The 25,876-nt window shown below is 67.4% G+C and carries 28 protein-coding genes and 1 tRNA gene; 13 read left to right on the top strand and 16 right to left on the bottom strand.

Translation table 11 applies throughout. From position 1 onward, the window contains the following. Window positions 1-17: 17 nt before the first annotated feature. From AC5Y4T_RS20905 to AC5Y4T_RS20895, 3 genes are read right to left on the bottom strand one after another with little or no spacing between them, the layout of a single operon-like run. Window positions 18-881, bottom strand: coding sequence for an ABC transporter permease (locus AC5Y4T_RS20905; RefSeq protein ID WP_499955158.1), 864 nt, complete (start codon window positions 879-881; stop codon window positions 18-20). Continuing rightward, the gene (locus AC5Y4T_RS20900; RefSeq protein WP_499955156.1) at window positions 874-1,800 is read right to left on the bottom strand and encodes an ABC transporter permease; all 927 of its coding nucleotides are present in this window, start codon (window positions 1,798-1,800) and stop codon (window positions 874-876) included. Before AC5Y4T_RS20900 ends, AC5Y4T_RS20905 begins: the two co-directional genes overlap by 8 nt. A 3-nt stretch (window positions 1,801-1,803) precedes the next feature. Beyond that, entirely contained in the window at window positions 1,804-3,432 is a 1,629-nt protein-coding gene (locus AC5Y4T_RS20895; RefSeq protein ID WP_499955190.1) for a peptide ABC transporter substrate-binding protein, read from the bottom strand. Between the two features lie 83 nt (window positions 3,433-3,515). Here AC5Y4T_RS20895 and AC5Y4T_RS20890 point away from each other — a divergent pair, with 83 nt between their 5' ends. Further along, window positions 3,516-4,328, top strand: coding sequence for an LppU/SCO3897 family protein (locus AC5Y4T_RS20890; protein WP_499955154.1), 813 nt, complete (start codon window positions 3,516-3,518; stop codon window positions 4,326-4,328). A gap of 160 nt (window positions 4,329-4,488) precedes the next feature. Continuing rightward, window positions 4,489-6,438, top strand: coding sequence for an acetate--CoA ligase (acs, locus tag AC5Y4T_RS20885; protein WP_499955152.1), 1,950 nt, complete (start codon window positions 4,489-4,491; stop codon window positions 6,436-6,438). Window positions 6,439-6,449: 11 nt separating this feature from the next. Here acs and AC5Y4T_RS20880 read toward each other — a convergent pair whose 3' ends face one another. Further along, window positions 6,450-7,148 carry a S1 family peptidase gene (locus AC5Y4T_RS20880; RefSeq protein WP_499917100.1) on the bottom strand — a complete coding sequence of 233 codons (699 nt, stop codon included), beginning with the start codon at window positions 7,146-7,148 and terminating at the stop codon, window positions 6,450-6,452. 206 nt (window positions 7,149-7,354) lie between these two features. Here AC5Y4T_RS20880 and AC5Y4T_RS20875 point away from each other — a divergent pair, with 206 nt between their 5' ends. Further along, complete coding sequence (locus tag AC5Y4T_RS20875) at window positions 7,355-7,897, top strand: phage holin family protein (RefSeq protein WP_499947386.1); 543 nt, start codon at window positions 7,355-7,357, stop codon at window positions 7,895-7,897. Continuing rightward, complete coding sequence (locus tag AC5Y4T_RS20870; RefSeq protein ID WP_499917102.1) at window positions 7,898-8,857, top strand: alpha/beta fold hydrolase; 960 nt, start codon at window positions 7,898-7,900, stop codon at window positions 8,855-8,857. 7 nt (window positions 8,858-8,864) lie between these two features. Here AC5Y4T_RS20870 and marP read toward each other — a convergent pair whose 3' ends face one another. From marP to nth, 4 genes are read right to left on the bottom strand one after another with little or no spacing between them, the layout of a single operon-like run. Then, a complete protein-coding gene (gene marP, locus AC5Y4T_RS20865; protein ID WP_499917638.1) occupies window positions 8,865-10,058 on the bottom strand; it encodes an acid resistance serine protease MarP in 1,194 nt (397 codons plus the stop codon). Window positions 10,059-10,063: 5 nt separating this feature from the next. Further along, window positions 10,064-10,879 carry an NUDIX hydrolase gene (locus AC5Y4T_RS20860; RefSeq protein WP_499917103.1) on the bottom strand — a complete coding sequence of 272 codons (816 nt, stop codon included), beginning with the start codon at window positions 10,877-10,879 and terminating at the stop codon, window positions 10,064-10,066. Window positions 10,880-10,909: 30 nt separating this feature from the next. Further along, window positions 10,910-11,566, bottom strand: coding sequence for a TlpA family protein disulfide reductase (locus AC5Y4T_RS20855; protein WP_499917104.1), 657 nt, complete (start codon window positions 11,564-11,566; stop codon window positions 10,910-10,912). A gap of 33 nt (window positions 11,567-11,599) precedes the next feature. Next, entirely contained in the window at window positions 11,600-12,280 is a 681-nt protein-coding gene (gene nth, locus AC5Y4T_RS20850; RefSeq protein ID WP_499917105.1) for an endonuclease III, read from the bottom strand. Window positions 12,281-12,469: 189 nt separating this feature from the next. On the opposite strand from nth, the gene AC5Y4T_RS20845 reads away from it, so the two are divergent. Both AC5Y4T_RS20845 and crp read left to right on the top strand, forming a co-directional pair. Beyond that, entirely contained in the window at window positions 12,470-12,850 is a 381-nt protein-coding gene (locus tag AC5Y4T_RS20845; protein WP_499955150.1) for a hypothetical protein, read from the top strand. A gap of 104 nt (window positions 12,851-12,954) precedes the next feature. Beyond that, window positions 12,955-13,629 carry a cAMP-activated global transcriptional regulator CRP gene (gene crp, locus AC5Y4T_RS20840; protein ID WP_007772229.1) on the top strand — a complete coding sequence of 225 codons (675 nt, stop codon included), beginning with the start codon at window positions 12,955-12,957 and terminating at the stop codon, window positions 13,627-13,629. Window positions 13,630-13,753: 124 nt separating this feature from the next. On the opposite strand, the gene AC5Y4T_RS20835 is transcribed toward crp, so the two are convergent. From AC5Y4T_RS20835 to sp36, 3 genes are read right to left on the bottom strand one after another with little or no spacing between them, the layout of a single operon-like run. Then, complete coding sequence (locus tag AC5Y4T_RS20835; protein ID WP_499955148.1) at window positions 13,754-14,557, bottom strand: MBL fold metallo-hydrolase; 804 nt, start codon at window positions 14,555-14,557, stop codon at window positions 13,754-13,756. Between the two features lie 5 nt (window positions 14,558-14,562). Further along, window positions 14,563-15,018: a RidA family protein gene (locus tag AC5Y4T_RS20830; RefSeq protein ID WP_499955146.1), complete on the bottom strand. Its 456-nt coding sequence runs from the start codon at window positions 15,016-15,018 to the stop codon at window positions 14,563-14,565. A 14-nt stretch (window positions 15,019-15,032) separates the two neighbouring features. Beyond that, window positions 15,033-15,194, bottom strand: a complete 162-nt coding sequence (gene sp36 / locus AC5Y4T_RS20825) for a Sp36 family protein (protein ID WP_007772224.1) — start codon at window positions 15,192-15,194, stop codon at window positions 15,033-15,035. A 35-nt stretch (window positions 15,195-15,229) separates the two neighbouring features. On the opposite strand from sp36, the gene bagA reads away from it, so the two are divergent. Next, window positions 15,230-16,249 (top strand): ATPase BagA, encoded by a 1,020-nt coding sequence (bagA, locus tag AC5Y4T_RS20820; protein WP_499955144.1) that lies wholly within the window; start codon window positions 15,230-15,232, stop codon window positions 16,247-16,249. Then, on the top strand, window positions 16,246-17,403 hold the full coding sequence (gene bagB, locus AC5Y4T_RS20815) for an ATPase BagB (RefSeq protein ID WP_499917110.1): 1,158 nt from the start codon (window positions 16,246-16,248) through the stop codon (window positions 17,401-17,403). The genes bagA and bagB overlap by 4 nt, the downstream gene beginning before the upstream one ends. Before the next feature lie 24 nt (window positions 17,404-17,427). Here bagB and AC5Y4T_RS20810 read toward each other — a convergent pair whose 3' ends face one another. Next, a complete protein-coding gene (locus tag AC5Y4T_RS20810; RefSeq protein ID WP_007772220.1) occupies window positions 17,428-17,778 on the bottom strand; it encodes a WhiB family transcriptional regulator in 351 nt (116 codons plus the stop codon). 352 nt (window positions 17,779-18,130) lie between these two features. On the opposite strand from AC5Y4T_RS20810, the gene ponA2 reads away from it, so the two are divergent. From ponA2 to AC5Y4T_RS20790, 4 genes are all read left to right on the top strand, one after another. Next, window positions 18,131-20,560, top strand: coding sequence for a transglycosylase/D,D-transpeptidase PonA2 (ponA2, locus tag AC5Y4T_RS20805; RefSeq protein ID WP_499955142.1), 2,430 nt, complete (start codon window positions 18,131-18,133; stop codon window positions 20,558-20,560). 57 nt (window positions 20,561-20,617) lie between these two features. Next, window positions 20,618-21,577, top strand: coding sequence for a metallophosphoesterase (locus AC5Y4T_RS20800; protein ID WP_499917112.1), 960 nt, complete (start codon window positions 20,618-20,620; stop codon window positions 21,575-21,577). Continuing rightward, window positions 21,574-22,689, top strand: a complete 1,116-nt coding sequence (gene cds1, locus AC5Y4T_RS20795) for an L-cysteine desulfhydrase Cds1 (protein ID WP_499917113.1) — start codon at window positions 21,574-21,576, stop codon at window positions 22,687-22,689. Before AC5Y4T_RS20800 ends, cds1 begins: the two co-directional genes overlap by 4 nt. A gap of 60 nt (window positions 22,690-22,749) precedes the next feature. Continuing rightward, a tRNA-Pro gene (locus AC5Y4T_RS20790) sits at window positions 22,750-22,823 on the top strand. Between the two features lie 52 nt (window positions 22,824-22,875). Here the strand turns inward: AC5Y4T_RS20790 and AC5Y4T_RS20785 are convergent. Continuing rightward, window positions 22,876-23,109: a DUF7218 family protein gene (locus tag AC5Y4T_RS20785; RefSeq protein WP_075234960.1), complete on the bottom strand. Its 234-nt coding sequence runs from the start codon at window positions 23,107-23,109 to the stop codon at window positions 22,876-22,878. 304 nt (window positions 23,110-23,413) lie between these two features. Between AC5Y4T_RS20785 and AC5Y4T_RS20780 the strand changes: the two genes are divergently transcribed. Further along, window positions 23,414-24,103 carry a GAF and ANTAR domain-containing protein gene (locus AC5Y4T_RS20780; protein WP_499917114.1) on the top strand — a complete coding sequence of 230 codons (690 nt, stop codon included), beginning with the start codon at window positions 23,414-23,416 and terminating at the stop codon, window positions 24,101-24,103. A 55-nt stretch (window positions 24,104-24,158) separates the two neighbouring features. Here the strand turns inward: AC5Y4T_RS20780 and AC5Y4T_RS20775 are convergent, their stop codons facing one another. From AC5Y4T_RS20775 to AC5Y4T_RS20765, 3 genes are all read right to left on the bottom strand, one after another. After that, window positions 24,159-24,809 carry a restriction endonuclease gene (locus AC5Y4T_RS20775; protein ID WP_499917115.1) on the bottom strand — a complete coding sequence of 217 codons (651 nt, stop codon included), beginning with the start codon at window positions 24,807-24,809 and terminating at the stop codon, window positions 24,159-24,161. Between the two features lie 106 nt (window positions 24,810-24,915). Beyond that, entirely contained in the window at window positions 24,916-25,218 is a 303-nt protein-coding gene (locus AC5Y4T_RS20770) for a DUF4193 domain-containing protein (protein ID WP_499917116.1), read from the bottom strand. Window positions 25,219-25,455: 237 nt separating this feature from the next. Then, a complete protein-coding gene (locus tag AC5Y4T_RS20765; RefSeq protein WP_499917117.1) occupies window positions 25,456-25,773 on the bottom strand; it encodes a hypothetical protein in 318 nt (105 codons plus the stop codon). Window positions 25,774-25,876: the final 103 nt, after the last annotated feature.

Genomic DNA, 25,876 nt, shown 5'->3' with positions numbered 1-25,876 from the left:
CATCGTCGCCGGCGCAGTCATGGGCGCCTCGCCCGCGATGCGGGATCCAGAGCGTCGCGCAGGGCGTCGCCCATCATCATGAACGCAAGCACCGTCGTCGCCAGTGCACCGGCGGGATAGAACAGGATGGGCGAACCGGCGCGCAGTCGCGTCTGGGCGAGGTTGATGTCGCCGCCCCACGACACCACCGACGTGGGCAACCCGACCCCGAGGTAGGACAGCGTCGCCTCGGTGACGATGAAAGCCCCCAACGCGATCGTGGACATCGCGATCACCGGCCCCACGGCGTTGGGCAGCGCGTGTCGCAGCAGCGTTTGAAACCTGCTCAGCCCCAACGCTTTGGCCGCGAGCACGTAATCACTGGCCCGCACCTCCAGCACCGCACCGCGAGCGATCCTGGCTATCTGCGGCCAGCCGAACAAGGCCAGGATGGCGATCACCGTCCACACCGTGCGGCGGTGCAGAACCTGCATGAGCACGATCGCCGCCAGCAGCAGTGGCAGGCCGAAGAAGATGTCGGTGACGCGAGAGACGACGGCGTCCAGCCAGCCGCCATAAAAACCGGCCAACGCGCCCAGCGCCCCACCGATGACGAAGACCAGCAGAGTCGCACCCAGCCCGACGGTCACCGACGCCCGCGCCCCGTAGATGGTGCGCGCGTAAATGTCGTGGCCCTGCAGGTCGGTACCGAACCAGTGCGCCGCCGAAGGGCCGCGCAGGCTTTGGCTCGGGTCGGCGTAGCTGGGGTCGGCGTGAGTGAACAACGAAGGGTACAGCGCGACAAGGAGAATGAGCAGGATCAGCACGGCGGCGACGATGAACTTCGGGCGGCGGTGCAGCTTCCGCCACGTCTCACCCCAGAAGCCGGAATGCTCAGCCATAGCGGATCCTCGGGTCCAGCGCCGCATAGAGCAGGTCCACCGCCAGGTTGGTGACCAGATAGATCAGGACCAGAACGGTCACGATCGACACCACGGTCGGTGCTTCCTGCCGGGTGACCGCCTGGTAGAGCACGCCGCCGACACCATGGATGTTGAAGATGCCCTCGGTGACAATGGCGCCCCCCATCAGCGCCCCAAGGTCGGCGCCCAAAAACGTCACGACCGGGATCAGCGAGTTGCGCAGGATGTGCACGGTCACCACCCGTGGCCGCGACAACCCCTTGGCGGTGGCGGTGCGCACATAGTCGGTGTGCGCGTTGGCGGCCACGGCAGACCGAGTCAACCGTACGACGTAGGCGAATGAAACGGAGCCCAAGACGATTCCGGGAAGCAGCAGGCGCGCGAATGTCGCCCGCTCGCCGACGGTGACCGGCGCGATGCCCAGCTTGACCCCGAACAGGAACTGGGCCAGAAACCCTAGCACGAAGATCGGGATCGCAATGATGATCAGCCCGGTGAGCAGCACCGTGGCATCGAAGAGCCCCCCTTGGCGCAGCCCGGATACCACGCCGAACCCGACGCCGAGCACCGCCTCCACCACCAAAGCGATCAGTGCGAGCCGGAGCGTGACTGGAAACGCGTGTGCCAGAACGGCACTGACCGGTAACCCGGAATACGCGCGGCCCAGGTCGCCGTGCACAACGCCACCCAGGTAGCGCAGGTACTGCACGATGAACGGATCGTCGAGGTGGTAGCGCGCCCGCAGCGCGGCGGCCACCGCCGGCGTCAGCGGCCGGTCCCCGGCGATGGCGGCCAGGGGGTCGCCGGGCAGCAGGAACACCATGCCGTAGATCAGCAGGGTGGCGCCCAGGAAGACCGGCACCATGGCGGCGATCCTGCGCGCGACATACCAGCCCATGCCTTAACCCTTGACGAGGTTCTCGTAGTCGGGAAGCCCGTTCCAGGTGACCTTGACGGCGCTGATCTCCGGCGACCACCCGACCACGGCGATGTAGTACCACAGCGGTACGGCGGGCATGTCGTGCAACAGGATTCGTTGGGCGACGTTGACCAGCACGTCGGCCCGCCGTAGGTCGGGAGCCGCCTCGGCAGCGGCCAGGCCGGCGTCGAACTGGCGGCTGGAGTATCCGACGTCATTGGATCCCGCGCCGGTGGCGTACAACGGGGCGAGGAACTCGATCATCGACGGGTAGTCACCTATCCAGCCGGCCCGGAAGGCGGTGTCGATCGTGCGGTTGGTGATCTGCGTGCGAAACCCGGCGAAGGTGGGCTGTGGCGCACCGACGGCGTCGATGCCCAGCACGTTCTTGATGCTGTTGGCCACCGCGTCCACCCACTCCTGATGGCCGCTGTCTGCGTTATAGGCGATGGCGTACCGCCCGCCCCACGGCGCGATCGCGTTCGCCTGGGCCCAGAGTTGGCGCGCCCGTTCGGGATTGAAGTCCAACCCGTCACTGCCCGGAATGTTCGGGTCGAAGCCCGGCAACGAGCTGGCGGTGAAGTCGCGGGCGGGGCTGCGGGTGTTGTTGAAGATCTGCTGACATATCTGCGGGCGGTTGATCGACGCGGACAACGCGAGCCGGCGCAGCCGGCCTTCCTCGCCACCGAAATGCGGCAGCCGCAGCGGCGTGTCGAGCGATTGGCTGACGGCGACGGGTCCGCTCGCGGCGTTGCCGCCCAGGTCACGCTTGTAGATCGTCAATGCGCTCGACGGAATCGTGTCCAGCACATCGAGATTGCCCGACAGTAGGTCGGCGTACGCGGTGTCCAGGTTTGCATAGAACTCGAACCGCAGGCCCTTGTTGCGGGGTTTGCGGTTGCCCTGGTAGTCCGGATTGGGCCGCAGATCGATTCGGACGTTGTGTTCCCACGCCGGCCCGTCGGGGCCGTCCGCGAGCTGGTACGGGCCATCACCGATCGGGTGCTGCCCGAAAGCGCTCATGTCCCGAAAGGCCGCCTGCGGCAGGGGATAGAACGCGCTGTGCCCCAGCCGCAACGTGAAGTCGATGGTGGGCGCCTTCAGCCGGACGGTGAATTCTCGGTCGTTGATCACCCGTAGGCCGGACATGGTGGTAGTCGTTGGCTTGCCGTCGGCGGTCAGCCCGGCGACGGCGTCGTAGCCGTCGATGGGGCTGAAAAAGCTCTGCTGCAGTTGGGCATTGGTGCTCAGCGCGCCGTAGTTCCAGGCGTCGACGAAGGAATGGGCCGTCACCGGGGAGCCGTCGGTGAAGCTCCAACCGGGTTTGAGGATGATCCGGTAATTGACGTTGTCGGTGGTCTCGACCGACTCGGCCACCTCCGGCGACGGATTGCCGGCGGCGTCGTAGGACATCAGCCCGGCGAACAGCCGATCGAGGATCCGGCCACCCAGGCTGTCGTTGGTGCCGGTGGGAATCAGCGGGTTCGGCGGTTCCCCGCCGTTGACCACCACCAGATCCGGGCTGAGGACGCCGCCACCGCATCCGGCCAGCGAGGCGACCGCCACCAGGGCGGCGCCGACCGGGGCCAGCAAGGCCACCGGTATCCGCATCCGCCACATGACCCCGACCCTAGGGCCTGAAGTCGTACGACGGTGAAGTGCCCGGCACGGCGTCGCCAACTTAGAATCCAGCCGTGACTGTGGCGTATCTGGCCTCGGACTCGGCGGTGCGGGCGGGTCGTTTGATGTTCTCCCTCGGTGTGCCGGCAATTGGATTGGTCTGCCTGGTTATTGGGCTGGTGGAGCGCTCGCGCCGCCGCCGGCGGACACCCGCCTACCCGCCGCCGCAGTATCCCCCCGGTTACGCCTATCCGCCACCGCCGGGCTACCCGGTTCCGCCGTATCCGGCCCATCCGGGTTACGCGCCGGGTCATCCGCCGCGGCCGCGGACGCCGAAGTCGGCCACCGCGCTCATCACCATCGGCGCGGTGCTGCTCGCCCTCGGCATCCTAGGCAACGCCGTGCGGGTGCTGCCGGAGCGCGGCCGCGCAACGCGCACCGCCGACCCGTCTTCCCCGTCTACGGCGGCCGCCGGGCCTCAGATCGGCCAGTGCTTCAGTGAATTCGACGTCGGCATGGGCTCGTTCGACCGACCCACCGACTGCGCGGATCCCGTGGCGACCTACGAACTCGCCGCCAAAGGCGGTCCGACAACAATGTGCCCCGATGGCAAACGCGATGACTCCGTCTATTCGCGCCTGACGAACGAATCCCACATCCTGTGTTTCGCCCCCAACCTTCAACAGGGGCACTGCTACCTCAGGACGGACGAGCGTACGACGGCGACGTGGACGCCGGTCGATTGCAACGAGTCTCGGTTCGCACGGTTCAAGGTCGGCAAACGCATCGACGGCGACACTGATGCAGCGCAATGCCCGCCCGAAACCAGGGCCAACGCGTACCCCAAGCCCCCGCGCCTCTATTGCTTGGCGATCGTCGACTCTTGAGCCGCTCAGCACGCGGTGATCGGGTGCACCTGGATCAATGATCAAGTGTGGGTAGCCGGGCATCAGCACTCGCACAGCCACGCCTCACCCGGCTAGGCTCGCAGTCGGCCAAAGCGTGAGGCCGCTCCCACGGCGCAGTCTCGACACAGGAGAGAAGCCAGTGACCGCCAGCAATTCCGCGGGCCCGTCGTCGTATCCGCCGCCGGCGCAGTTCGCCGAGCAGGCCAACGCCGGCGAGGAACTCTACCGCGAGGCCGAGGACGACTGGTTGGCGTTTTGGGCTGAGCAGGCCAATCGGCTCGCGTGGGCGACGCCGTTCACCGAGGTGCTGGACTGGTCCGAAGCGCCGTTCGCCAAGTGGTTCGCCGACGGCAAGCTCAATGTCGCCTACAACTGCGTCGACCGCCACGTGGAGGCCGGGCACGGGGATCGGGTCGCCATCCACTGGGAGGGTGAACCCGGCGACAGCCGCAGCCTGACCTACTTCGACCTGCAGGCCGAAGTGTGTAAAGCGGCCAACGCGCTGACCGACCTCGGTCTGACCGCCGGCGACCGGGTCGCGATCTACCTGCCATTGATCCCCGAAGCGGTGATCGCGATGCTGGCCTGCGCGCGCCTGGGCGTCATGCACAGCGTGGTGTTCGCCGGTTTCACCGCCAAGGCGTTGCGCGCCCGCATCGCCGACGCCCAGGCCAAGCTGCTGATCACCAGCGACGGGCAGTTCCGGCGCGGCAAGCCCGCCCCGCTCAAGGACGCGGCCGACGAGGCCGTCTCGGCTGCCGACAGCCCGGTCGAGCACGTGATTGTGGTGCGGCGCACGGGAATTGACGTGTCGTGGAACGACGAGCGTGACCTGTGGTGGCATGACGTCGTCGACGCCGCATCGGCCGAACACACCCCGGAACCCTTCGATGCCGAGCAGCCCCTGTTCCTGCTGTACACCTCGGGAACCACCGGCAAGCCCAAGGGCATCGTCCACACCAGCGGCGGCTATCTGACCCACGCCTCGTACACGCACTACTACGTCTTCGACATCAAGGCCGAAAGCGACGTCTTCTGGTGCACCGCCGACATCGGCTGGGTCACCGGGCACACCTACGGCGTCTACGGTCCGCTGTCCAACGGGGTCACCGAGGTTCTCTACGAGGGCACGCCCGACTCGCCAACCCAGCACCGGCATTTCGAAATCATCGAAAAGTTCGGCGTGACAATCTATTACACCGCACCCACGCTGATCCGCACGTTCATGAAGTGGGGACGCGAGGTTCCTGACGCGCACGACCTGTCCAGCCTGCGACTGCTGGGGACGGTCGGTGAACCGATCAATCCCGAGGCGTGGCGCTGGTACCGCAAGGTGATCGGCGCTGAGAGCCTCCCGATCGTGGACACCTGGTGGCAGACCGAAACGGGCGCCACGATGATCTCTCCGCTGCCCGGAGTCGCCGCGGCCAAACCCGGTTCGGCGATGAGGCCGCTGCCGGGCATCTCGGCCAAGATCGTCGACGACCACGGCGATGAGCTGACGCCGGTCGTGCACCAGGGCGAACACATCACCGGCTATCTGGTCCTGGACCGGCCGTGGCCGTCGATGCTGCGCGGCATCTGGGGCGATCCGGAACGATACGTCGAGACCTACTGGTCCCGGTTCGCCGAGCAGGGCTGGTATTTCGCCGGCGACAGCGCCTATTACGACCGTGACGGCGCCATCTGGGTGGTGGGCCGCATCGACGACGTGATGAACGTGTCGGGGCACCGGCTGTCGACCGCCGAGGTGGAGTCGGCGCTGGTCGGCCACGCCTCGGTCGCCGAGGCGGCGGTGGTCGGGGCGACCGACGCGACCACCGGCCAGGCCATCTGCGCGTTCGTCGTCCTGCGTGGCGATCACGAAGTGCACGACGGGATCGTCGACGAATTGCGCGTCGAAGTGGCCCGGGAGATCTCACCGATCGCCCGCCCGCGCGAGGTCCACGTGGTGCCCGAGCTACCCAAGACCCGCAGCGGCAAGATCATGCGCAGGCTGTTGCGCGACATCGCCGAAAACCGCGAATTGGGTGACACCTCTACGCTGCTGGATCCCGACGTGTTCGACGCGATCAGGGCCGCGAAGTAGTCGCTGCCTCCTCAGCCCGGAAGTGGGCTGAACCCCGCACCGGGCCGATGTTTGGCGTTGATGTCGCCCAGGACGGCGTTGAATGACACCACAACCGCCGGCGTATGCAGCGGGATGTATTTGATGATGCAGGTCGGCAGGTTGTCGCTGAACGCTCCGTGGATCATCCCGACCAACTGATTGTTGACGGTAACCGGAGCGCCGGAGTCGCCCGGTTGACCGCAGACCTGCATGACGATGGTGCCCGGTGACTGACCCATGCCCCACGTGACGCCGCACGAATTGCCGGTCGTGCGGCCCTGTTTGCAAGCGATCTCGCCGAAGGCGGGGTCCGGGCCGACGCCCGTGATCAGGAAGCCGTTGAAGTTGGCCACCGGTGTCACCTTGGCCGGGTCGAACTTGATCACGGCGTAGTCGAGGTTGTCGTTGCCCGCCACCATGGTGCCCAACACGCCCGCGTTCTCCGCGCCCTCGGCGGTGACCTGGGCGCCGGGGCCGCCGCAGTGCGCGGACGTGAAGCCGATCAGCTCACCGGCGGCATCGCCGCCGATGGTGGTCAGGGTGCACATGGTGTCGCCGTTGATGACGATGCCCGCACCACCGCCGATCGGGATGCGCACGTCAGCGGCAGCGGCTCGGGCAAAAGAACCTAGGGCGGCCACGAGCAGGGCAACCATTGCCAGTAAGAAGCATCGGTGCGCCCTCCGCACAGCCCCACTCCTATCGGTAGGCCGGACATCACGGCCGGCTTGGCCGAGTGTAATCGCCCGGGATGTGATGTTTCGCTCCGGCGAGAGCGCGTCAGGCTCCGCGGCGTAGTGCTCGGCCGGCATCGTCTGGCTTCTCCTGTCCAGGCACCACATGGCAACATGAACCGCGACGACCGGGAGCCGGCGATGACGAAAGAGGACCGTCTGTGAGCAAAGCCGATGACAAGAACGGTGTGCCCAGCACCCTTACCACGATTCCGTTGACGGACCCGCATGCCAAACCCGCCGAGCCGTCGATCGGTGATCTGATCAAGGATGCGACCACCCAGGTCTCCACGCTGGTGCGCGCCGAAGTCGAACTGGCCCGCGCCGAAATTACCCGCGACGTCAAAAAAGGTCTCACCGGAAGCGTTTTCTTCATCGCGGCGCTAGTGGTGCTGTTCTACTCCACCTTCTTTTTCTTCTTCTTCGTCGCCGAGCTGCTCGACACCTGGCTGTGGCGCTGGGCTTCTTATCTGATCGTGTTCGGGTTCATGGTGTTCGTCGGCGCCGTGCTGGCCCTGCTGGGCTTCCTGAAGGTGCGCCGGATCCGCGGGCCGCGTCAGACCATCGAATCGGTCAAGGAGACGCGCACCGCGCTCACACCGGGCCACGACAAGGCCCCCGGCGACGCCAAGCAGCTCCCCGCGTCGCCCGGCCGGCACGCGAAGCCCGGAAACGGCGCTGCCGGCGATCCATCGGGTTGGTAGATGGCACCGCCGGATCCGTCGGTAACGCGCATCGAGGGGCCGTGGCGCCACCTCGATGTGCACGCCAACGGCATCCGCTTTCACGTCGTCGAGGCGCTCAACGACGCCGACGGGCCGCCCGCGACCGCCCGCCCGCTGGTGATGCTGCTGCACGGTTTCGGGTCGTTCTGGTGGTCTTGGCGCCATCAGCTACGCGGACTGCGCGGCGCGCGGGTGGTCGCCGTCGACCTGCGCGGCTACGGCGGCAGCGATAAGCCGCCCCGCGGCTACGACGGCTGGACGCTGGCCGGAGACGCCGCCGGGCTGATTCGCGCGCTGGGGCATTCGTCGGCGACCTTGGTGGGCCACGCCGACGGCGGGCTGGGCTGCTGGGCCACCGCCTTGTTGCATCCGCGACTGGTGTCGGCGATCGCGCTGATCAGTTCTCCGCATCCGGCGGCGTTGCGACGATCCACGTTGACGCGGCGCGACCAGGGTTACGCGCTCTTGCCGACGCTGCTGCAGCACCAGATCCCGTTGTGGCCCGAGCGGCTGTTGACCCGGGACAACGCCGCCGAGATCGAGCGCCTGGTCCGAAGTCGCAGCTGCGAGAAATGGCTTGCCTCCGAAGACTTCTCGGAGACCATCGGCCATTTGCGGACGGCGATCCAGATTCCGGCGGCCGCGCACAGCGCGCTGGAATACCAGCGCTGGGCCGCGCGCAGCCAGCTGCGCGACGAAGGCCGGCGTTTCATGAAGTCGATGAGCCGGCAGCTCAGCGTGCCGCTGTTGCATCTACGCGGCGAGGCGGATCCCTACGTACTGGCCGACCCCGTCGACCGCACCCGGCGCTACGCGCCGCAGGGCCGCTACGTATCCATCGCGGGCGCAGGGCATTTCAGCCATGAAGAGGCGCCCGAGGAAATCAACAGGCACCTGACGAAGTTCTTGGAGCAGGTGCACCTGACCCGGACGCGGTAGGCGCGGCTCAGCCGACGCAGGACCCGGTTCCCACCAGCTGGGTGTCACCGATCCTGGACAGCTGACCCGCCACCTCGTCGGCGGTCAACACGAAGCCGGTGTCGGGGTCGTCGACCGCCGCGCCGAACACCACGCCGAGCACGTGACCGTCCAGATCGATCAGTGGGCCGCCCGAATTGCCTTGCTCCACACTGGCTCTGATCGTGTAGACGTCACGGGTGACCGGTGCGGGATCCCGGTAGATGTCGGGTCCGCTCAACTTGATCAGCTCGCGGATCCTGGCCGGGGTCGCGGTGAAGTTCCCGCCACCGGGATAACCCAGAACCACAACGCTGGCACCGGTTTTCGCGTCGCCTTGGGCGAAGGCGAGTGGGGGCGGCGGCAGGTTGGGGACAGCCAGGATCGCGACGTCGACCGCCGGATCGTAGGACACCACGGTGGCGTCGAGGGGATTGCCGCTGGCATAGATCTGAACACTGTTCGAGCCGGCCACCACGTGCGCATTGGTCATCACCCGGTCGGGTGCGATCACAAATCCGCTGCCCTCCAACACTTTCTGGCAACTGGGGGCCAGGCTGCGGACCTTGACCACGCTGGGCGCGGTGGCCTGCACCACCGGGTTGCCGGCCAGCTCGGGATCGGGAGATGCGACCGGGATGACCGGGGTGCGGCTGAACGGCTCCAGCACCGCGGGCAGACCGGAGGTATTCAGCAGCGCGGACAGCCGCTTGGGCACCGTCTTGAGCCAGGGCGGCGCGACGTCGTTGACCCGAGCCAGCACTCGCGAACCGCGAACCGCGGCGGCCAGTTCCGGCTGGTCCTTGGACTGGGTCAGCGGCGTCGCCAACAACCACGCCGCGGTCAGCACCACGACGAGCTGGACCGCCACCCCGATGACCGAGTCGACCGTCCGGATGGAGCGGCTGCGGATCGCCCCGCGCACGGCCCGTCCGAGCACCACACCGGCGACCTCGCCGATGACCACGAGCGCGAGGATCAGGAACAGTGCGGCAAATAATTTCGCGCGCGGCGCGGCGATGTGGCTGACGAGGTGAGGCGCCAGCAGCACGCCCGCGATTGCGCCGAGTAGGACCCCGACGAACGACAGCAACGACCCCAGCGCGCCGGACCGCCAGCCGGAGATCGCCGCGATGAAAGCGACCGCGAGGACGGCGACATCCAGCCACTGCGACGGAGTCATGGAATTCATCGAGACCCACCGCCTTCGCCGACCAGCGCCATCGCCGCGTCCAACTCCCGCTCGTCGGTGGTGTCCCACGGTTGAGCCCAACCGGCGACGTCCAGCAGCGCGGAAATCACCTGGCCGGTGAATCCCCAGACCAGCATCTCGTTGAGCAGAAACGCCGGCCCGGCCCACCGGCGGCCGAGATCGCCGCGGTACACCATCAGCCGGTTGTCCGGATTGATGAAGGCGCGCAACGGAACTCGCGCCACGATCGCCGTTTCGGCGTCGTTGACGACGCCGACGGGGCCGGGATCCGGCGAGTAGGCCAGCACCGGGACCACGTGAAACTGCGACGGCGCGATGAACATCTTTTCCATCGTGGCCAGGGGGGACAGCCTGCTGACGTCGATGCCGGTTTCCTCGCGGGCCTCGCGTAACGCGGTGTCCACCGGACCGTGGTCGGTGGGATCGGAGGCACCGCCGGGGAATGCGGCCTGGCCGGCGTGGTGGCGCAGAGTCGACGCCCGCACGGTGACCAGCAGGTCGGCCTCGGCGGGGAAACCCCCGTCGCGCGAGCCGGATTCCGGACCGGAGAACAACACCAGGACGGCGGCCTCGCGGCTGGCGCCGCGCAGGTTCGCCACCGCCGATACGGCCTTGCTGGTGATCATCGCCAGCACGTCGGCCGGCAGGCGGCGCCGGGCCGCATCGGGGACGTCGTCCAGGTTGTCGACCAGCGGACGCAGCCACGACGGGCAGGCGTCAGGCCTCAGCGGAACGGTCCCGCGCGCGGGAGCGGGGTCCCCATTCCGCAGGGGCGAACCCCCAGCACTCACGGCCCCTCCAGTCGGGTTCAATTTGTCCGCTTATCCCCTGTCGTCGCCGATCGCGGCGGCGATCTCATCGGCAGTGTTGAAAGCTCGTGGCAGCGTTTGGGCAACGCTACCGTCCGGCCGCAGGACCACCGTCGCGGGCATCACATTTACCACCCGCAGCGCGGCCGCGACCCGGCGGCGACCGTCCTGCAGCGTCGGCAGGCGCACCCCGAGCTCGGCCAGCCGCAGCAGCGCCGCCGTCTCGTTCTCGTCTTGATGCACCGTCACCACCATCACGTCGGAACCGGCCCGACGTTGATACTCGGCCATCGCGGGCAGTTCGGCAGCGCACGGCGCGCACCAATACGCCCACAGGTTGAGGACCACCCGGCGCCCGGCCAGCGCGCGCGCGACGTCGACCACCGATCCGTCGGCGGCGCAATCGACCGTCACCCCGCGCAGCGCCTCGGGGCCGTCGCCGGCTCCGGCGGCGGGGCACGGCGGCAGGTCGGCGCGGCGCCGCGGGCCCGACAACGCGGCGGGCGTATCGGCGTCGCGGTGTTCCCGGTCGGCCACCTTCTGATCATTCGCCGGCATCGAGGGCGAGGCGGAGTCGTCGCGCAGCTGGGCAACCAGCGCCGCGATCAGCGCCGCCACCACCGCCAGGATCGCGATGTGCCAGCGAGCCTTCCGGGTCAGCGTCGGCATTGCGGTCCCAGTGCGCGTCGTTCGCGGGCCGGCCTACAGCCCGGCCAGGGCGAGCAGGTGCTCGGTTTCCGGGCCCTTCACCAAGGGCGCGGCCAGCGCCGGCTCGGTGGGGCCGAGGCCGAAAGACGGGCAGTCTTTGGCGATCAGGCAGACGCCGCACGCCGGTTTGCGCGCGTGGCAGACCCGGCGGCCGTGGAAGATCACCCGATGGCTCAGCATGGTCCAGTCGTTGCGTTCGATGAGCTCACCGACGGAGTGCTCGATCTTGACCGGATCCGTGTCCGCGGTCCAGCGCCACCGGTGCACCAGCCGCGCGAAATGGGTGTCCACGGTGATGCCGGGAATCCCGAAGGCGTTTCCCAGGATGACGTTGGCCGTCTTGCGCCCGACGCCGGGCAGGGTGACCAGTTCGGCCATGGTCGACGGCACCTCTCCGTCGAACCGTTCAACCAGGGCCTGCCCCAAACCGATCAGCGAGGACGCCTTGTTGCGAAAGAAGCCGGTCGGACGGATCAGGGTTTCCAGCTCGACGCGGTCCGCTTGCGCATAGTCCAGCGCCGACGGATACCGCTTGAACAACGCCGGCGTCGTCAAATTGACCCGCTTGTCGGTGCTCTGCGCCGAAAGGATTGTGGCGACCGTCAATTCCAGCGGCGTCGTGAAATCCAGTTCGCAGTGGGCGTCCGGAAACGCTTGTGCCAGAGCACGATTCATCCGCCTCGCCCGTCGCACCAAGCCGACTCGAGATTCCTGCGACCGACGTCGCGAATCGGCGCCACCGGGTTGGGCCGGAGTCGATTTCGAACGCCCGGACGACTTTGCCGCTGTCACCTACGACAGAGTACTGATTTCGTGATCTCGCCGAGACCCCGTGTTGATTCAAGGCGATGTTTACTCTTCGATGTGTCGTGGTTGCTGGTGGCCGGCGTTCCGGCGCTGCTGATGCTGGCGGCGCTGGGTCTCGGGAAGCTCGAGTCCGAGCTCACCCCTGCCGCTTGGCCGGTGGCCGACGCCGGCGAGCTCCTCGAGCGTGCCGACGCTGTGGATATGCACACACTCGCCGCCGAAGGCATGCCCGAGGCGCTGGAATACCTGCACCGGCGCGAGCTCGCGCAGCTGCCTGAGGGCCCGGCGAACGGGCGCGGCGGCGGCCCGCGCCACGCCGCGCCGTCGTTCGCCGTGCGCTTCGTCGACCGCGATGAAATGACGCTCCCGACCCGGATACACGGCCATTCGCACGTCAATCCGCAGTTTAGGGCACCTCGACACGCCAATCCTGTGTAGCGTTGGCACGTTAGACACAACGGCGTTCCTCTAGACTCGTCACGCGAGCAAGGGGTTAGCCTGCCCGTAGCACACTAATTTTCTGGGAAAGTTGAAGAGGCAACGTGGACGAGATCCTGGCAAGGGCAGGAATCTTCCAAGGGGTTGAACCCGGCGCAGTCACAGCGCTGACCAAGCAGCTGCAACCCGTCGACTTCCCCCGTGGACACACGGTCTTCGCTGAGGGGGAACCCGGCGACCGGCTGTACATCATCGTCGCGGGGAAGGTGAAGATCGGTCGCCGTTCACCCGATGGGCGCGAGAACCTGCTCACGATCATGGGCCCTTCGGACATGTTCGGCGAATTGTCGATCTTCGACCCCGGTCCGCGGACGTCCAGCGCCACCACCATCACCGAGGTGCGCGCGGTGTCGATGGACCGCGACGCGCTGCGGGCGTGGATCGCCGATCGTCCCGAGATCGCCGAGCAGTTGTTACGGGTGTTGGCCCGACGCCTGCGCCGCACCAACAACAACCTGGCCGATTTGATCTTCACCGACGTGCCCGGCCGGGTGGCCAAGCAGCTGCTGCAGCTCGCGCAGCGGTTCGGCACTCAAGAGGGCGGCGCCATGCGGGTCACCCACGACCTGACGCAGGAAGAGATCGCGCAGCTGGTCGGGGCCTCGCGGGAGACCGTGAACAAGGCGCTGGCCGATTTCGCCCACCGCGGCTGGATCCGCCTAGAGGGCAAGAGCGTGCTGATCTCTGACTCCGAGCGCCTGGCGCGCCGAGCGAGGTAAGCGCGGGCGAAGCCCGCGCCGGCTCTCGAGTGTGCAGCCAGGCCCTCGAGTGTGCTCATAGGGCGGGAATTCCGCGAATGTCCCGCCCTCACGACACGCCCAACGCCGTGAGCGCCTGCCGGGTTTATGCCGACGGCTCCGAGCGCAGGTGATTCAGCTGCACCTGTACCGACCACTCGGCGGCCTCCCACAGTTTCTCGTCGACATCGACATAGACGTGTTCGACGATCCGGCGGGCGCTGGCGTCCTCCCCCAGCTCGCGCAACGCCGAACGGACCTGATCCAGTCGCTCCCGCCGGTGCGCGAGATAGCCCTGCGCGACGCTTTCCAGATCGGCCAGATCCGGGCCGTGTCCGGGTAGCACCGTGCGTCGGCCCAGGCCGCGCAACCGCCGCAGCGATTCCAGGTAGTCCGTCAGGCTGCCGTCCTCCTTGTCGAGGACGGCCGTGCCGCGGCCCAGGACGGTGTCGGCGGTCAACACGGCATCGTCGAGCAAAAAGGACAGCGAATCCGCGGTGTGGCCGGGGGTCGCCAGCACCTTGATCTTGAGGCCGGCGGCATCGATCACCTCGCCGTCGGTCAGCTCCCCGCCGAGGCCGCGCAGAAAACCGCTACCCGCCGAGCGCACCGTCGCGCCCGTCAGCTCGACGAGCTTGTCGATGCCGTCGGTGTGATCGCTGTGGCGGTGGCTGATCAGGACCAACGCGATACGGCCGAGCGCCGCGACCCGCGCGATGTGGCCGTCGTCGTCGGGTCCGGGGTCCACGATCACCAGCTCGTTGCTGCGCGGGCCGCGCAGCACCCAGGTGTTGGTGCCCTCGAGCGTCAGCAGCCCGGGATTCTCGGCCAACAGGACCGACGCGGTCTCGGTGACCGCCCGCAGCTTGGCGTATGCGGGATGGGTCAACGACGCGGCGGCCTGGGTCACGGACGTCAGCCGACCTCCACGATCAGCTCCACTTCCACCGGCGCATCCAGTGGCAGCTCGGAGACGCCGACCGCCGAGCGCGCGTGCGCCCCCTGTTCGCCGAACACGTCGGCGAGCAGCTCGGAGGCGCCGTTGATGACGCTCGGCTGGCCGTTGAATCCCGGCGCCGAGGCGACGAACCCGACGACCTTCACCACCCGGGTCACCTCGTCGATCCCCACCAGCGAGTCGACGGCCGCCAGCGCGTTGAGCACACAGATCCGGGCCATCGCCTTGGCATCTTCGGGGCTGACGTCGGCGCCGACCTTGCCGGTGGCCGACAGCTTTCCCTCCCGCATGGGGAGTTGGCCCGCGGTGTAGATCAGATTGCCGGTGCGCACCGCCGGTACATAGGAGGCCAGCGGCGCAACCACCTCCGGGAGCGCGAGGCCGAGCTGGCCGAGCCGGGCCGAAGCAGTCATCGGACCCGACCCTTTTACTTGGGCCGCTTCAGATACGCGACGTGCTGCTCGCCGGTCGGCCCTTGCAGCACCGACACCAGCTCCCAGCCGTCGGCGCCCCACTGGTCCAGGATCTGTTTGGTGGCATGCGTCAGCAGCGGAACGGTGACGTACTCCCATGCGGTCGGTTGGCTCATGCCGCGAGCTTATCGGGTCGGGCTAGCATGCGAAGGTGGCAACCACATCGAGCGGCGGAGCTGCCGTCGGCTGGCCATCGCGCTTGACGAAGGCCCGTTTACATTTCGTGACCGGCAAAGGCGGAACGGGTAAGTCGACCATCGCGGCCGCGCTGGCACTGACCCTGGCCGCGGGAGGACGCAAGGTCCTGCTCGTGGAAGTCGAGGGCCGCCAAGGGATTGCACAACTCTTCGATGTGCCACCCCTGCCCTATCAGGAGGTGAAGATCGCGACCGCCGAGCGCGGCGGTCAGGTCAACGCCCTGGCGATCGACATCGAGGCCGCCTTCCTGGAATACCTCGACATGTTCTACAACCTGGGCATTGCGGGCCGCGCGATGCGCCGGATCGGTGCGATCGAGTTCGCGACGACGATCGCGCCTGGCCTGCGTGACGTGCTGCTGACCGGCAAGATCAAAGAGACGGTGATACGCGTCGACAAGAACCGGCTGCCGGTTTACGACGCGATCGTCGTCGACGCCCCGCCGACCGGACGGATCGCGCGATTCCTGGATGTCACGAAGGCCGTGTCCGATCTGGCCAAGGGCGGCCCGGTGCATTCGCAGGCCGACGGCGTGGTGAAGCTACTGCACTCCGAACAGACGGCCATTCACTTAGTCACCCTGCTGGAGGCGCTGCCGGTCCAGGAGACGCTGGAAGCCATCGAGGAGCTCGCCGAGATGCAGCTGCCGATCGGCAGCGTGATCGTGAACCGCAACATTCCCTCCTACCTGCAGCCGGCCGATCTGGCGAAGGCCGCCGAGGGCGACGTCGACGCGGACTCGGTGCGTTCGGGATTGGAGAAATCCGGAATCAGCCTGAGCGACAACGACTTTGCCGGCCTGCTGACGGAGACCATCGAGCACGCCACGGTCGTCGCCACCCGCGCCGAAATCGCCCAGCAGCTCGACGCGTTGAAGGTGGCGCGGTTGGAACTACCGGCAATCTCCGACGGGGTCGACCTCGGTAGCCTTTATGAGCTGTCGGAATCGCTTGCACAGCAGGGAGTTCGATGAGCACCACACCTAAACAGCTTGACATGGCGGCCATTCTGGCCGACACGACCAACCGCGTGGTGGTGTGCTGCGGCGCCGGCGGGGTGGGCAAGACCACCACCGCCGCCGCGATCGCGCTGCGTGCCGCCGAATACGGCCGCAACGTCTGCGTTTTGACGATCGATCCGGCCAAGCGACTGGCGCAGGCGCTCGGGGTCAGCGACCTCGGTAACACGCCGCAACGCGTCCCGCTGGCGGCGGAGGTTCCCGGCGAGCTGCACGCGATGATGCTCGACATGCGTCGCACCTTCGACGAGATGGTGATCCAGTACTCCGGACCGGGTCGCGCACAAGCGATTCTGGAGAATCAGTTCTATCAGACCGTCGCCAGCTCACTCGCCGGCACGCAGGAGTACATGGCGATGGAGAAGCTGGGCCAGTTGCTGGCCGAGGATCGCTGGGACCTGGTGGTCGTCGATACCCCGCCGTCGCGCAACGCGCTGGACTTCCTGGACGCGCCGAAACGGTTGGGCAGCTTCATGGACAGCCGGCTATGGCGGCTGCTGCTCGCACCGGGCCGGGGCATCGGGCGATTGGTCACCGGCGCAATGGGTTTGGCGATGAAGGCGATGTCGACAATCCTGGGTTCACAGATGCTCGGCGATGCCGCGGCGTTCGTGCAGTCGCTGGACGCCACCTTCGGCGGCTTCCGCGAGAAGGCCGATCGCACCTACGCGCTGCTGAAAAGGCGTGGGACGCAGTTCGTTGTGGTGTCCGCGGCCGAACCGGACGCGCTGCGGGAGGCGGCCTTCTTCGTCGACCGGCTTTCGCAGGAAGGCATGCCGCTCGCCGGGCTGGTCTTGAACCGCACCCATCCGCCGCTGTGCTCCCTGCCGGCCGAGCGGGCGATCGACGGCAGCGAAATGCTGGAGCAGGAAGGCGACTCCGAAGCCGCGTCGCTGGCCTCGGCGGTGTTGAAGATTCACGCCGACCGTGCGCAGACCGCCAAGCGGGAGATCAGACTGCTTTCCCGATTCACCGGGGCCAATCCGCACGTGCCGGTCATCGGGGTGCCGTCCCTGCCCTTTGATGTGTCGGACCTGGAGGCGCTGCGCGCGCTCGCCGATCAGATCACTTCGGTAGTGGACGATGCGGGCCGGGCGACGGCCCGCTGAAAACCTTCCGCCCCCACGAAAGCCTCAGCCGACGCTGCGGGTGCGCCTCTTGTCGAAGAAGTCCGCCCAGGACACCACCTCGGGGTGCTGCTTGAGCAGGGCGCGACGTTGCCGCTCGGTCATGCCGCCCCACACCCCGAACTCGACCTTGTTGTCCAGCGCGTCCGCCCCGCACTCCTGCATCACCGGGCAGTGCCGGCAGATCACCGCAGCTTTACGCTGGGCCGCTCCTCGGACAAACAGTTCGTCGGGATCGGTGGTCCGGCATAGCGCTTTTGAGACCCAAGCGATCCGTTCCTCGGCATCGACACTGCGAAGTACCCCTTGTGCGGCTGCAATGTTTGTCCTACGCGCCGCCGGCCGTATTGGTGACACGAACTGTTCCCTTTCCCTTTCGGCCGCCCGACACGGCCGCCCTCCTCGGGTGCAGATCCCGACTTAGCGATCTACGCCACACCATGTACATCGGTGTTACCTGAATCTCACCGTGTGTCTAAGTTAGGTGGTCAGGTGGCAATTGCGCAACAGTCCGATAACGCTTTTTTTGGGACGGGCGTGCCGTCTCGTACCAAATGGCGGGCGCGGAAGTGGTCGTGGGCGGTAAGGTGCGCGCGGCGTGACGCGACCGCAAATTTCGCACCCACCGGCGCCCGGCGCTCCGATGGACACATTTTATGGGCGAACGCGCAGCGTGGCGGCGTGACTGAGGGCCGCTAATGTAGTAGCCATGTCTGACCGCCCCCCGGCCGCACTCACCATCCTCAAGCTCGCGGGGCTGTGCTTGCTGGCCAGTGTCGTCGCCACGGCGCTGCTGTTCCCGTTCGCCGGCGGCATCGGACTCGTGTCCAACCGGGCCTCGGAAGTGGTTGCCAACGGCTCGGCTCAGCTTCTCGAGGGTGAGGTGCCGGCGGTGTCGACGATGGTCGACGCCAAAGGCAACACCATCGCCTGGCTGTACTCCCAGCGCCGGTTCGAGGTGCCAAGTGACAAAATCGCCAACACGATGAAGCTGGCGATCGTGTCGATCGAGGACAAGCGGTTCGCCGAGCACAACGGCGTGGACTGGAAAGGCACCCTGACCGGGCTGGCGGGCTATGCGCGCGGCGACGTCGACACACGCGGCGGTTCGACCATCGAGCAGCAGTACATCAAGAACTACCAGTTGCTGGTGACGGCGAAGACCGACGCCGAGAAGCGCGCGGCCATCGAAACGACCCCGGCGCGCAAGCTGCGCGAGATCCGCATGGCGCTGACGCTGGACAAGACGTTCACCAAGCCAGAGATCCTGACCCGGTATCTGAACCTGGTCTCGTTCGGCAACGGCTCGTTCGGCGTGCAGGACGCGGCGCAGACCTACTTCGGCATCAACGCCTCCGACCTGAACTGGCAGCAGGCCGCGCTGCTGGCCGGCATGGTTCAGTCGACCAGCGCGCTCAACCCGTACATCAATCCCGATGGAGCGTTGGCGCGGCGAAACCTGGTGCTGGACACCATGATCGAGAACATTCCGCAGGAGGAGGACGCGCTGCGCGCCGCCAAGGCCACGCCGCTCGGGATCCTTCCGCAGCCCAACGAGTTACCCCGCGGCTGCATCGCGGCGGGCGATCGCGCGTTCTTCTGCGACTACGTCCAGGAGTACCTGTCCCGGGCCGGGATCAGCAAGGAACAGGTGGCGCGGGGCGGTTACACCATCAAGACCACGCTGGACCCGGACGTGCAGATCCCGGTCAAGGCGGCCATCGACAAGTTCGCCAGCCCGACTCTGCCGGGGATTTCGAGCGTGATGAGCGTGCTTCAGCCGGGCAAGACGTCGCACAAGGTGATGGCCATGGCCAGCAACCGCACCTACGGGCTCGACGTCGACGCCGGTCAAACCATGCGCCCGCAGCCTTTCTCGCTGGTCGGCGACGGCGCGGGATCCGTCTTCAAGATCTTCACCACCGCCGCGGCCTTAGACATGGGGATGGGCATCAACGCCACCCTCGAGGTGCCGGGCCGGTTCCAGGCGAAGGGCATGGGTAGCGGTGGGGCCAAGGGCTGCCCGAAGGACAACTGGTGCGTGGTCAACGCCGGCAACTACCGCGGGTCGATGAACGTGACGGACGCGTTGGCCACCTCGCCCAACACCGCGTTCGCCAAGCTGATCCAACAGGTCGGCGTGACGCGCACGGTGGACATGGCGATCAAACTCGGGCTGCGGTCCTACGCCGACCCGGGCACCGCCCGCGACTACAACCCGGACAGCAACGAGAGCCTGGCCGACTTCGTCAAACGGCAGAACATCGGGTCGTTCACGCTGGGCCCGATCGAGGTCAACGCGCTGGAGCTGTCCAACGTCGCGGCCACGCTCGCCTCGGGCGGCACCTGGTGCCCGCCCAATCCGATCGACAAGCTGGTCGACCGCAAGGGCAATGAGGTCGCGGTGACCACCGAGACATGCGACCAGGTGGTGCCCGAGGGCCTGGCGAACACCTTGGCCAACGCGATGAGCAAGGACGCCCTGGGCGGCGGAACCGCGGCCGGGTCGGCCGGTGCGGCGGGCTGGGACCTGCCGGTGTCCGGCAAGACGGGGACCACCGAGGCGCACCGCTCGTCGGGCTTCGTGGGGTTCACCAACCACTACGCGGCGGCCAACTACATCTACGACGACTCCCCCAACCCCACCGATCTGTGCTCGGCCCCGCTGCGCCACTGCGGCGAGGGCGACCTGTACGGCGGTAATGAACCGGCGCGCACGTGGTTCACCGCGATGAAGCCGATCGCCAACAACTTCGGGCCAGTGCAGTTGCCGCCGACCGACCCTCGTTACGTCGACGGGTCACCCGGCTCGCGCGTGCCCAGCGTCGCCGGCCTGGATATCGACGCCGCGCGCCAGCGCATCAAGGAGGCGGGATTCCAGGTCGCCGACCAGAACAACTTCGTCAACAGCAGTGCGAAGCAGGGCGAGGTGGTCGGAACAACCCCGAGCGGGGCGACGATCCCTGGCTCGATCATCACCATCCAAGTCAGCAACGGCATACCGCCTGCCCCGCCGCCACCGCCGGAAGGCGCCCCGCCGCCGGTCGGCTCGCAGGTCGTCGAGATTCCGGGGCTGCCGCCGATCACCATTCCGCTGCTGGCGCCACCGCCGCCGGCACCCGGCCAGCCACCCCCATAGGCGTCGCGACGCCAAGAGTCACGTTGCCGGTCGGCGAGCGGCAGTAGGCTTGCCAGCATGGCTGACGTTTTGCCCGTCCTGATACGTGCTGGCGCCGCCGCGCTCGGTTCGAGCGTCGCCGGCCTTGGCTATGCCGCGGTCATCGAGCGCAACGCGTTCGTCCTGCGCGAGATCACCATGCCCGTGCTGACCCCGGGCTCCACCCCCTTGCGGGTGCTGCATATCAGCGACCTCCACATGACGCCCGGCCAGCGCCGCAAGCAGGCGTGGCTGCGCGAGTTAGCCGGCTGGGAACCGGATCTGGTGGTCAATACGGGTGACAACCTGGCCCACCCCAGGGCGGTGCCGTCGGTCATCCAGGCCCTGGGCGACCTGCTATCGCGACCGGGCGTCTTCGTGTTCGGCAGCAACGACTACTTCGGGCCGCGGCTGAAGAATCCGCTGAACTACGTGACCAACCCGTCGCACCGCGTTCGGGGCGAACCGCTTCCCTGGCAGGACCTGCGGGCGGCGTTCACCGAGCGGGGCTGGCTCGACCTCACCCACACCCGGCGCGAATTCGAAGTGGCGGGTCTGCACATCGCCGCCGCGGGCGTGGACGACCCGCACATCGATCGCGACCGCTACGAAACCGTCGCCGGCCCGGCCAGTCCGGCCGCGAATCTGCGGCTGGGACTGACCCATTCGCCGGAGCCGCGGGTGCTGGACCGCTTCGCCGCCGACGGCTATCAGCTGGTGATGGCCGGGCACACCCATGGCGGTCAGGTGTGCCTGCCGCTCTACGGTGCACTGGTGACAAACTGCGGTCTGGACCGCTCCCGCGCGAAGGGGCCGTCCCGCTGGGGCGCGAACATGCGGTTGCACGTTTCCGCCGGGATCGGCACCTCGCCGTTCGCGCCGGTGCGCTTCTGCTGCCGACCGGAGGCCACGTTGCTGACGTTGATCGCCGCCCCGATGGGTGACCGCGACGCGGCCAGCGATCTGAGCCGTTCGCAGCCAACAGCATCGGTGCGTTGACCGGCCAGACCCGGATCGCGGGCCGCAACCGGTCGCGCTGCTGGACAGACGACGCGATCCGGCTGATCCAGGCCGATGCGCGCCGTAGCGCCGACACCCATCTGCTGCGCTATCCGCTGCCCTGCTCGTGGAGCGCGGGCGGCCCCGGCGCCCAGGTCGCGCTGTACCTGAAAGACGAGACGACACACATCACCGGCAGTCTCAAGCACCGGTTGGCCCGCTCGTTGTTCCTCTACGCGCTGTGCAACGGCTGGATCGACGAGGGCACCACGGTGGTCGAGGCGTCGTCGGGCTCGACGGCGGTCTCAGAGGCCTATTTCGCGGCACTGCTCGGCTTGCCGTTCGTCGCCGTGATGCCCGCGGCGACGAGCGCGTCGAAAGTGGCGCTGATCGAAGCCCACGGTGGCCGTTGCCATTTCGTGCAGAGCTCCGGCGAGGTCTACGCCGAGGCCGAGCGGGTCGCGCGCGAAACGGGCGGGCACTACCTGGACCAGTTCACCAACGCCGAGCGCGCCACCGACTGGCGGGGAAACAACAACATCGCCGAGTCGATCTTCGACCAGATGCGCGAAGAGCGTTACCCCGTCCCGGACTGGATTGTGGTCGGAGCGGGCACCGGCGGAACCAGCGCCACGATCGGCCGCTACATCCGCTACCGACGCCACGCCACCCGGCTGTGCGTCGTCGACCCGGAGAACTCCGCGTTCTTTCCCGCCTACGCCGAGGACCGCTACGACATCGTGATGCCCACCTCGTCGCGCATCGAGGGCATCGGCCGGCCGCGGGTGGAGCCATCGTTTCTGCCCGGCGTGGTCGACCGCATGGTGGCCGTTCCGGACGCGGCTTCGATCGCGGCCGCCCGGCACGTGAGCACCGTCCTGGGGCGCCGGGTCGGGCCGTCGACGGGCACCAACATGTGGGGGGCGTTCGGCCTGATCGCCGAAATGGTCGCCGAGGGCCGCGGCGGCTCGGTGGTGACGCTGCTCGCCGACAGCGGCGACCGCTACCGCGACACCTATTTCAGCGACGAATGGGTAGCGGAGCAGGGATTGGATCCGACGAGCGCGGCCCAGGCCCTGGTCGAGTTCGAGCGATCGTGCTCCTGGAAGTGATCGGGGCACCGCGATTTGGCCAGCCGACCGCCCGGTGCGATAGGCTGTCGAAGCTTCAAGCGGGGTGTGGCGCAGCTTGGTAGCGCGCTTCGTTCGGGACGAAGAGGCCGTGGGTTCAAATCCCGCCACCCCGACCCAGAAAGCCTGACCAGCAGTACTACGGTCAGTGCTTCTCCGCGATCAGGTCTAGCTCGACTTCTTGCCGCCTTTGCGCCCTGCGGCCTTCTTCTGGGACTGGTTGCCGCCGCTACCGCTACCGCTGCTACGGCTGCTCTGGCTGCTGCCCGAACTCTTGCCGCCCCTGCTGGAGGCGCCAGGCGAGTTCGATATCGCCGCCGCACGCGACTTGCTCATACCCTTCTTGCGCAGCCCCTCATATTGTTTGTCGTTCTTGACGCTCGACCCATGATCTTTCGTCACCTCGGACTCCTTTTCCTCACGCAGCGGATACCCGTTTCCACCGCGGAGAACAGCTTTTGCGGGAGTCGCGCCTCGAACACATCGCGTAGGTCGAGCCCCGGCACATCGAGCACTGATCAAAGCGCTGAGTCGGGCGCAATCACCCGAAACCGGCCGATATAGTGGATCTCACCGTAATGCTGAGCAAACAGCATTGACATCCGTCGCCGTCAAAATCCGAAGTGATCGCCTCGCGAGGCCGCAGGCTGCGCAAACGGCACGGGGTAATGCCTGCACCGGTCTCGAAGCAAGAGGGCGACACTCAGTGACCAATTTCGACGATCTCACCCTGCTCACCGACGTCTTGCGCGCCATCTATTCGGCGGACGCCGGGGCATTCCCCCGGGTGCTGGACGACCTGACCAGCGCCGCCGCGCGCTGGGTGCCGGGAGCGCAGGAAGCGGGGATCACCGTCACCAGCCGGCAGAACGAGGTCAGCACCCCGTCGGTCACGCACGAGTGCGCCCGGTTGCTCGACGAGTTCCAGCAGCGCCACCTCGAAGGGCCTTGCCTTCACGCCGCATGGACCCGCAAGGTCGTCGTCATCGACGACCTCGAAGCCGACGCCCGCTGGCCCAGGTATCGGGCCGACGCGCTCGCGCAAACACCGATTCGCAGCGTGCTGTCGCTGCCCATGTTCGCCGACGAGTTGAGCATGGGTGCGCTGAACTTCTACGCCGAAAGCCCGCAGTCCTTCTCCGAAGACTCTCGCCGGGTCGCCGCCATGTTCGCGACGCTGGGCGCCCTGGCATGGAGCAACGTCGTGCGGACCCAACAGTTTCGGGAGGCGCTGAGCACCCGCGACACGATCGGACAGGCCAAGGGCATCCTCATCGAGCGCTACGACCTCGACGATCAGACCGCCTTCAACACCCTGATCAAACTCTCGCAGAGCATGAACACCCCGCTGCGGGATGTCGCGTGCCGGGTGATCGAGGACGCTACTCGGCGGTGACGTCGCGGCGTGGCCGCCTTACCGGGCCGAACATGCTGTGACCCAACCTATCTCGCTAGGCTTCCCATTCCGGTTCCAGCCGCTGTGTCTTGACGTGCGGCGGCGAGATCCCATGCGCCCGCCGCGAACCCCGCACGGCGATGGGCTGAATGCGCGTCCAGCTTTGCAGTTGCGTGCGCCCCACCAGCCGGCACTGGTGGGTGCTTGCCAATCGGCGGGCCGCCTTCGTGAAGGTCTGGTTGGTGACGACGACAGTCCGGTTGCAGCCGTGCTGCAGCGCCCCGGCCACGACCTGTTGGACGGCGGCGACACCGACGGCCTTCATCAGCCTTTTGCATTGGACCGCCATCCGGACGCCGTCTTTTCTGGCGATCAGATCCACGCCGTAGTCACCGGTGCTGGCCGTGGGTGCGACGCTGTAGCCCGCGATGCGAAGTTGTGCCGCAACGAATTCCTCGAACTCGATGCCGGACATCCGGTCGATTGCCCGCAGCCCCGACTTCGCGTATTTGAGATCGCGTCGCCGGTGCGCGTCGACCTCGTAGCGGTCCCGTTGCAACGAGAGCCACCACAGGAGGGCCACCGAGGCGGCGAGCCCACCGATCCCGGCCAAGCAACCAGCCGGCAGACTGCCGGTGGCGTTCTGCGTGAAATACCAAGGGAGCACTAATCCCAGCACGAGGAGCGACCCGAGTACCTTCTCCATTGGTCGCTGAACCTAGCGGATACCACTGACAATTCGGCGCAATCGGCGCACGTTCGCGGGGTCGGGCCACCGCATCGGGCGGCTCGGCCCGCCTAAGGAGCGGGTGTCAGGCGCAGTCGGCGCACACCGGTAGACCGGAGCTGGAGGCGCGCAGCCGGCTACGGTGCTGTACCAAAAAGCAGCATGAGCAGGTGAACTCGTCGGCGCGTTGGGGAATCACCGTCACCGACAGCTCCTCCCCGGACAGGTCGGCGCCCGGCAGTTCGAAGAAGTGCACATCGTTGGGGTCCTCGTCGACCACGCCGGTCACGGACCCCTGCAGGGTCGGCGCCAGTTCGCGAAGCGAGGGCTTGTCCTGGGTGTCGGCGTCGGATACACGGCGTGCGTCGTAGTCAGTGGTGGTCGCCATCGGAGTTCCTTCCTGCTAGGAAAACGGGCTGACGCACTTTCCTGTACTCACCCGTGGCGCAGGCAGTACCCAGTTCGCGGGCGGACTACACCGATGCGGCCCGAAAAAGTTGCGGCGACCGAGAAACGGCCGACGGCGACGTCTCGCCCGGTGCTTGCCCGGGGAAGCGCGTCAGCGCCTGCCGATGATCGTTAGCTCGCGCGCGGTGCGTCGCACGCGCGGCAAACATTCGGATGCTCAGCTGCTGGGCGGCGGCGCGGGCTCGTCGGAATGCGCAGCGTGCCACCGGAGTTCGGCGTCGCGGACCTTGCGGTGGGCACGCACCAGCCACGCTGCGCTCAGCGCACCGAGTGCGACCGCCACGATCAGGGCGATGGCGCCGGTCGCCAAATGCCCGGCCGCCACGGAGAACAAGCCCACGGTCAGCGCTATCACCGCGAGGGCCGAACCGGCCAGGCCGGGGACGTTGGCGCCGTTCTTGAGGGACTCGCCGGCGTGCTGACGAGTGGTCCGGGCGTGGTCGACTGGGGCGTCCTTGCGGTAATCCAACGTCATTCCTCGTCGAAGTCATTGTGTGCCAACCGTTTTCGTCCCGCACATGGCTGTGGTCGGCTCCGCCCGCTAGGCGAGCCGGACCCCCGTGATGCGCGGATCACCA

The organism is Mycobacterium sp. NGS11, assembly GCF_059813315.1.
The sequence above is the reverse complement of the archived record's forward strand: the minus strand, read 5'-3'. Positions and strand labels throughout refer to the sequence as shown.

Coding starts and splice junctions, on each gene's coding strand:
- AC5Y4T_RS20905 (WP_499955158.1), bottom strand. CDS start 881: ATGGCTGAGCATTCCGGCTTCTGGGGTGAGACGTGGCGGAAGCTGCAC.
- AC5Y4T_RS20900 (WP_499955156.1), bottom strand. CDS start 1,800: ATGGGCTGGTATGTCGCGCGCAGGATCGCCGCCATGGTGCCGGTCTTC.
- AC5Y4T_RS20895 (WP_499955190.1), bottom strand. CDS start 3,432: ATGCGGATACCGGTGGCCTTGCTGGCCCCGGTCGGCGCCGCCCTGGTG.
- AC5Y4T_RS20870 (WP_499917102.1), top strand. CDS start 7,898: ATGGCACCGCCGGATCCGTCGGTAACGCGCATCGAGGGGCCGTGGCGC.
- marP (WP_499917638.1), bottom strand. CDS start 10,058: ATGACTCCGTCGCAGTGGCTGGATGTCGCCGTCCTCGCGGTCGCTTTC.
- AC5Y4T_RS20855 (WP_499917104.1), bottom strand. CDS start 11,566: ATGCCGACGCTGACCCGGAAGGCTCGCTGGCACATCGCGATCCTGGCG.
- nth (WP_499917105.1), bottom strand. CDS start 12,280: ATGAATCGTGCTCTGGCACAAGCGTTTCCGGACGCCCACTGCGAACTG.
- AC5Y4T_RS20830 (WP_499955146.1), bottom strand. CDS start 15,018: ATGACTGCTTCGGCCCGGCTCGGCCAGCTCGGCCTCGCGCTCCCGGAG.
- sp36 (WP_007772224.1), bottom strand. CDS start 15,194: ATGAGCCAACCGACCGCATGGGAGTACGTCACCGTTCCGCTGCTGACG.
- bagB (WP_499917110.1), top strand. CDS start 16,246: ATGAGCACCACACCTAAACAGCTTGACATGGCGGCCATTCTGGCCGAC.
- ponA2 (WP_499955142.1), top strand. CDS start 18,131: ATGTCTGACCGCCCCCCGGCCGCACTCACCATCCTCAAGCTCGCGGGG.
- AC5Y4T_RS20800 (WP_499917112.1), top strand. CDS start 20,618: ATGGCTGACGTTTTGCCCGTCCTGATACGTGCTGGCGCCGCCGCGCTC.
- AC5Y4T_RS20775 (WP_499917115.1), bottom strand. CDS start 24,809: ATGGAGAAGGTACTCGGGTCGCTCCTCGTGCTGGGATTAGTGCTCCCT.
- AC5Y4T_RS20770 (WP_499917116.1), bottom strand. CDS start 25,218: ATGGCGACCACCACTGACTACGACGCACGCCGTGTATCCGACGCCGAC.
- AC5Y4T_RS20765 (WP_499917117.1), bottom strand. CDS start 25,773: ATGACGTTGGATTACCGCAAGGACGCCCCAGTCGACCACGCCCGGACC.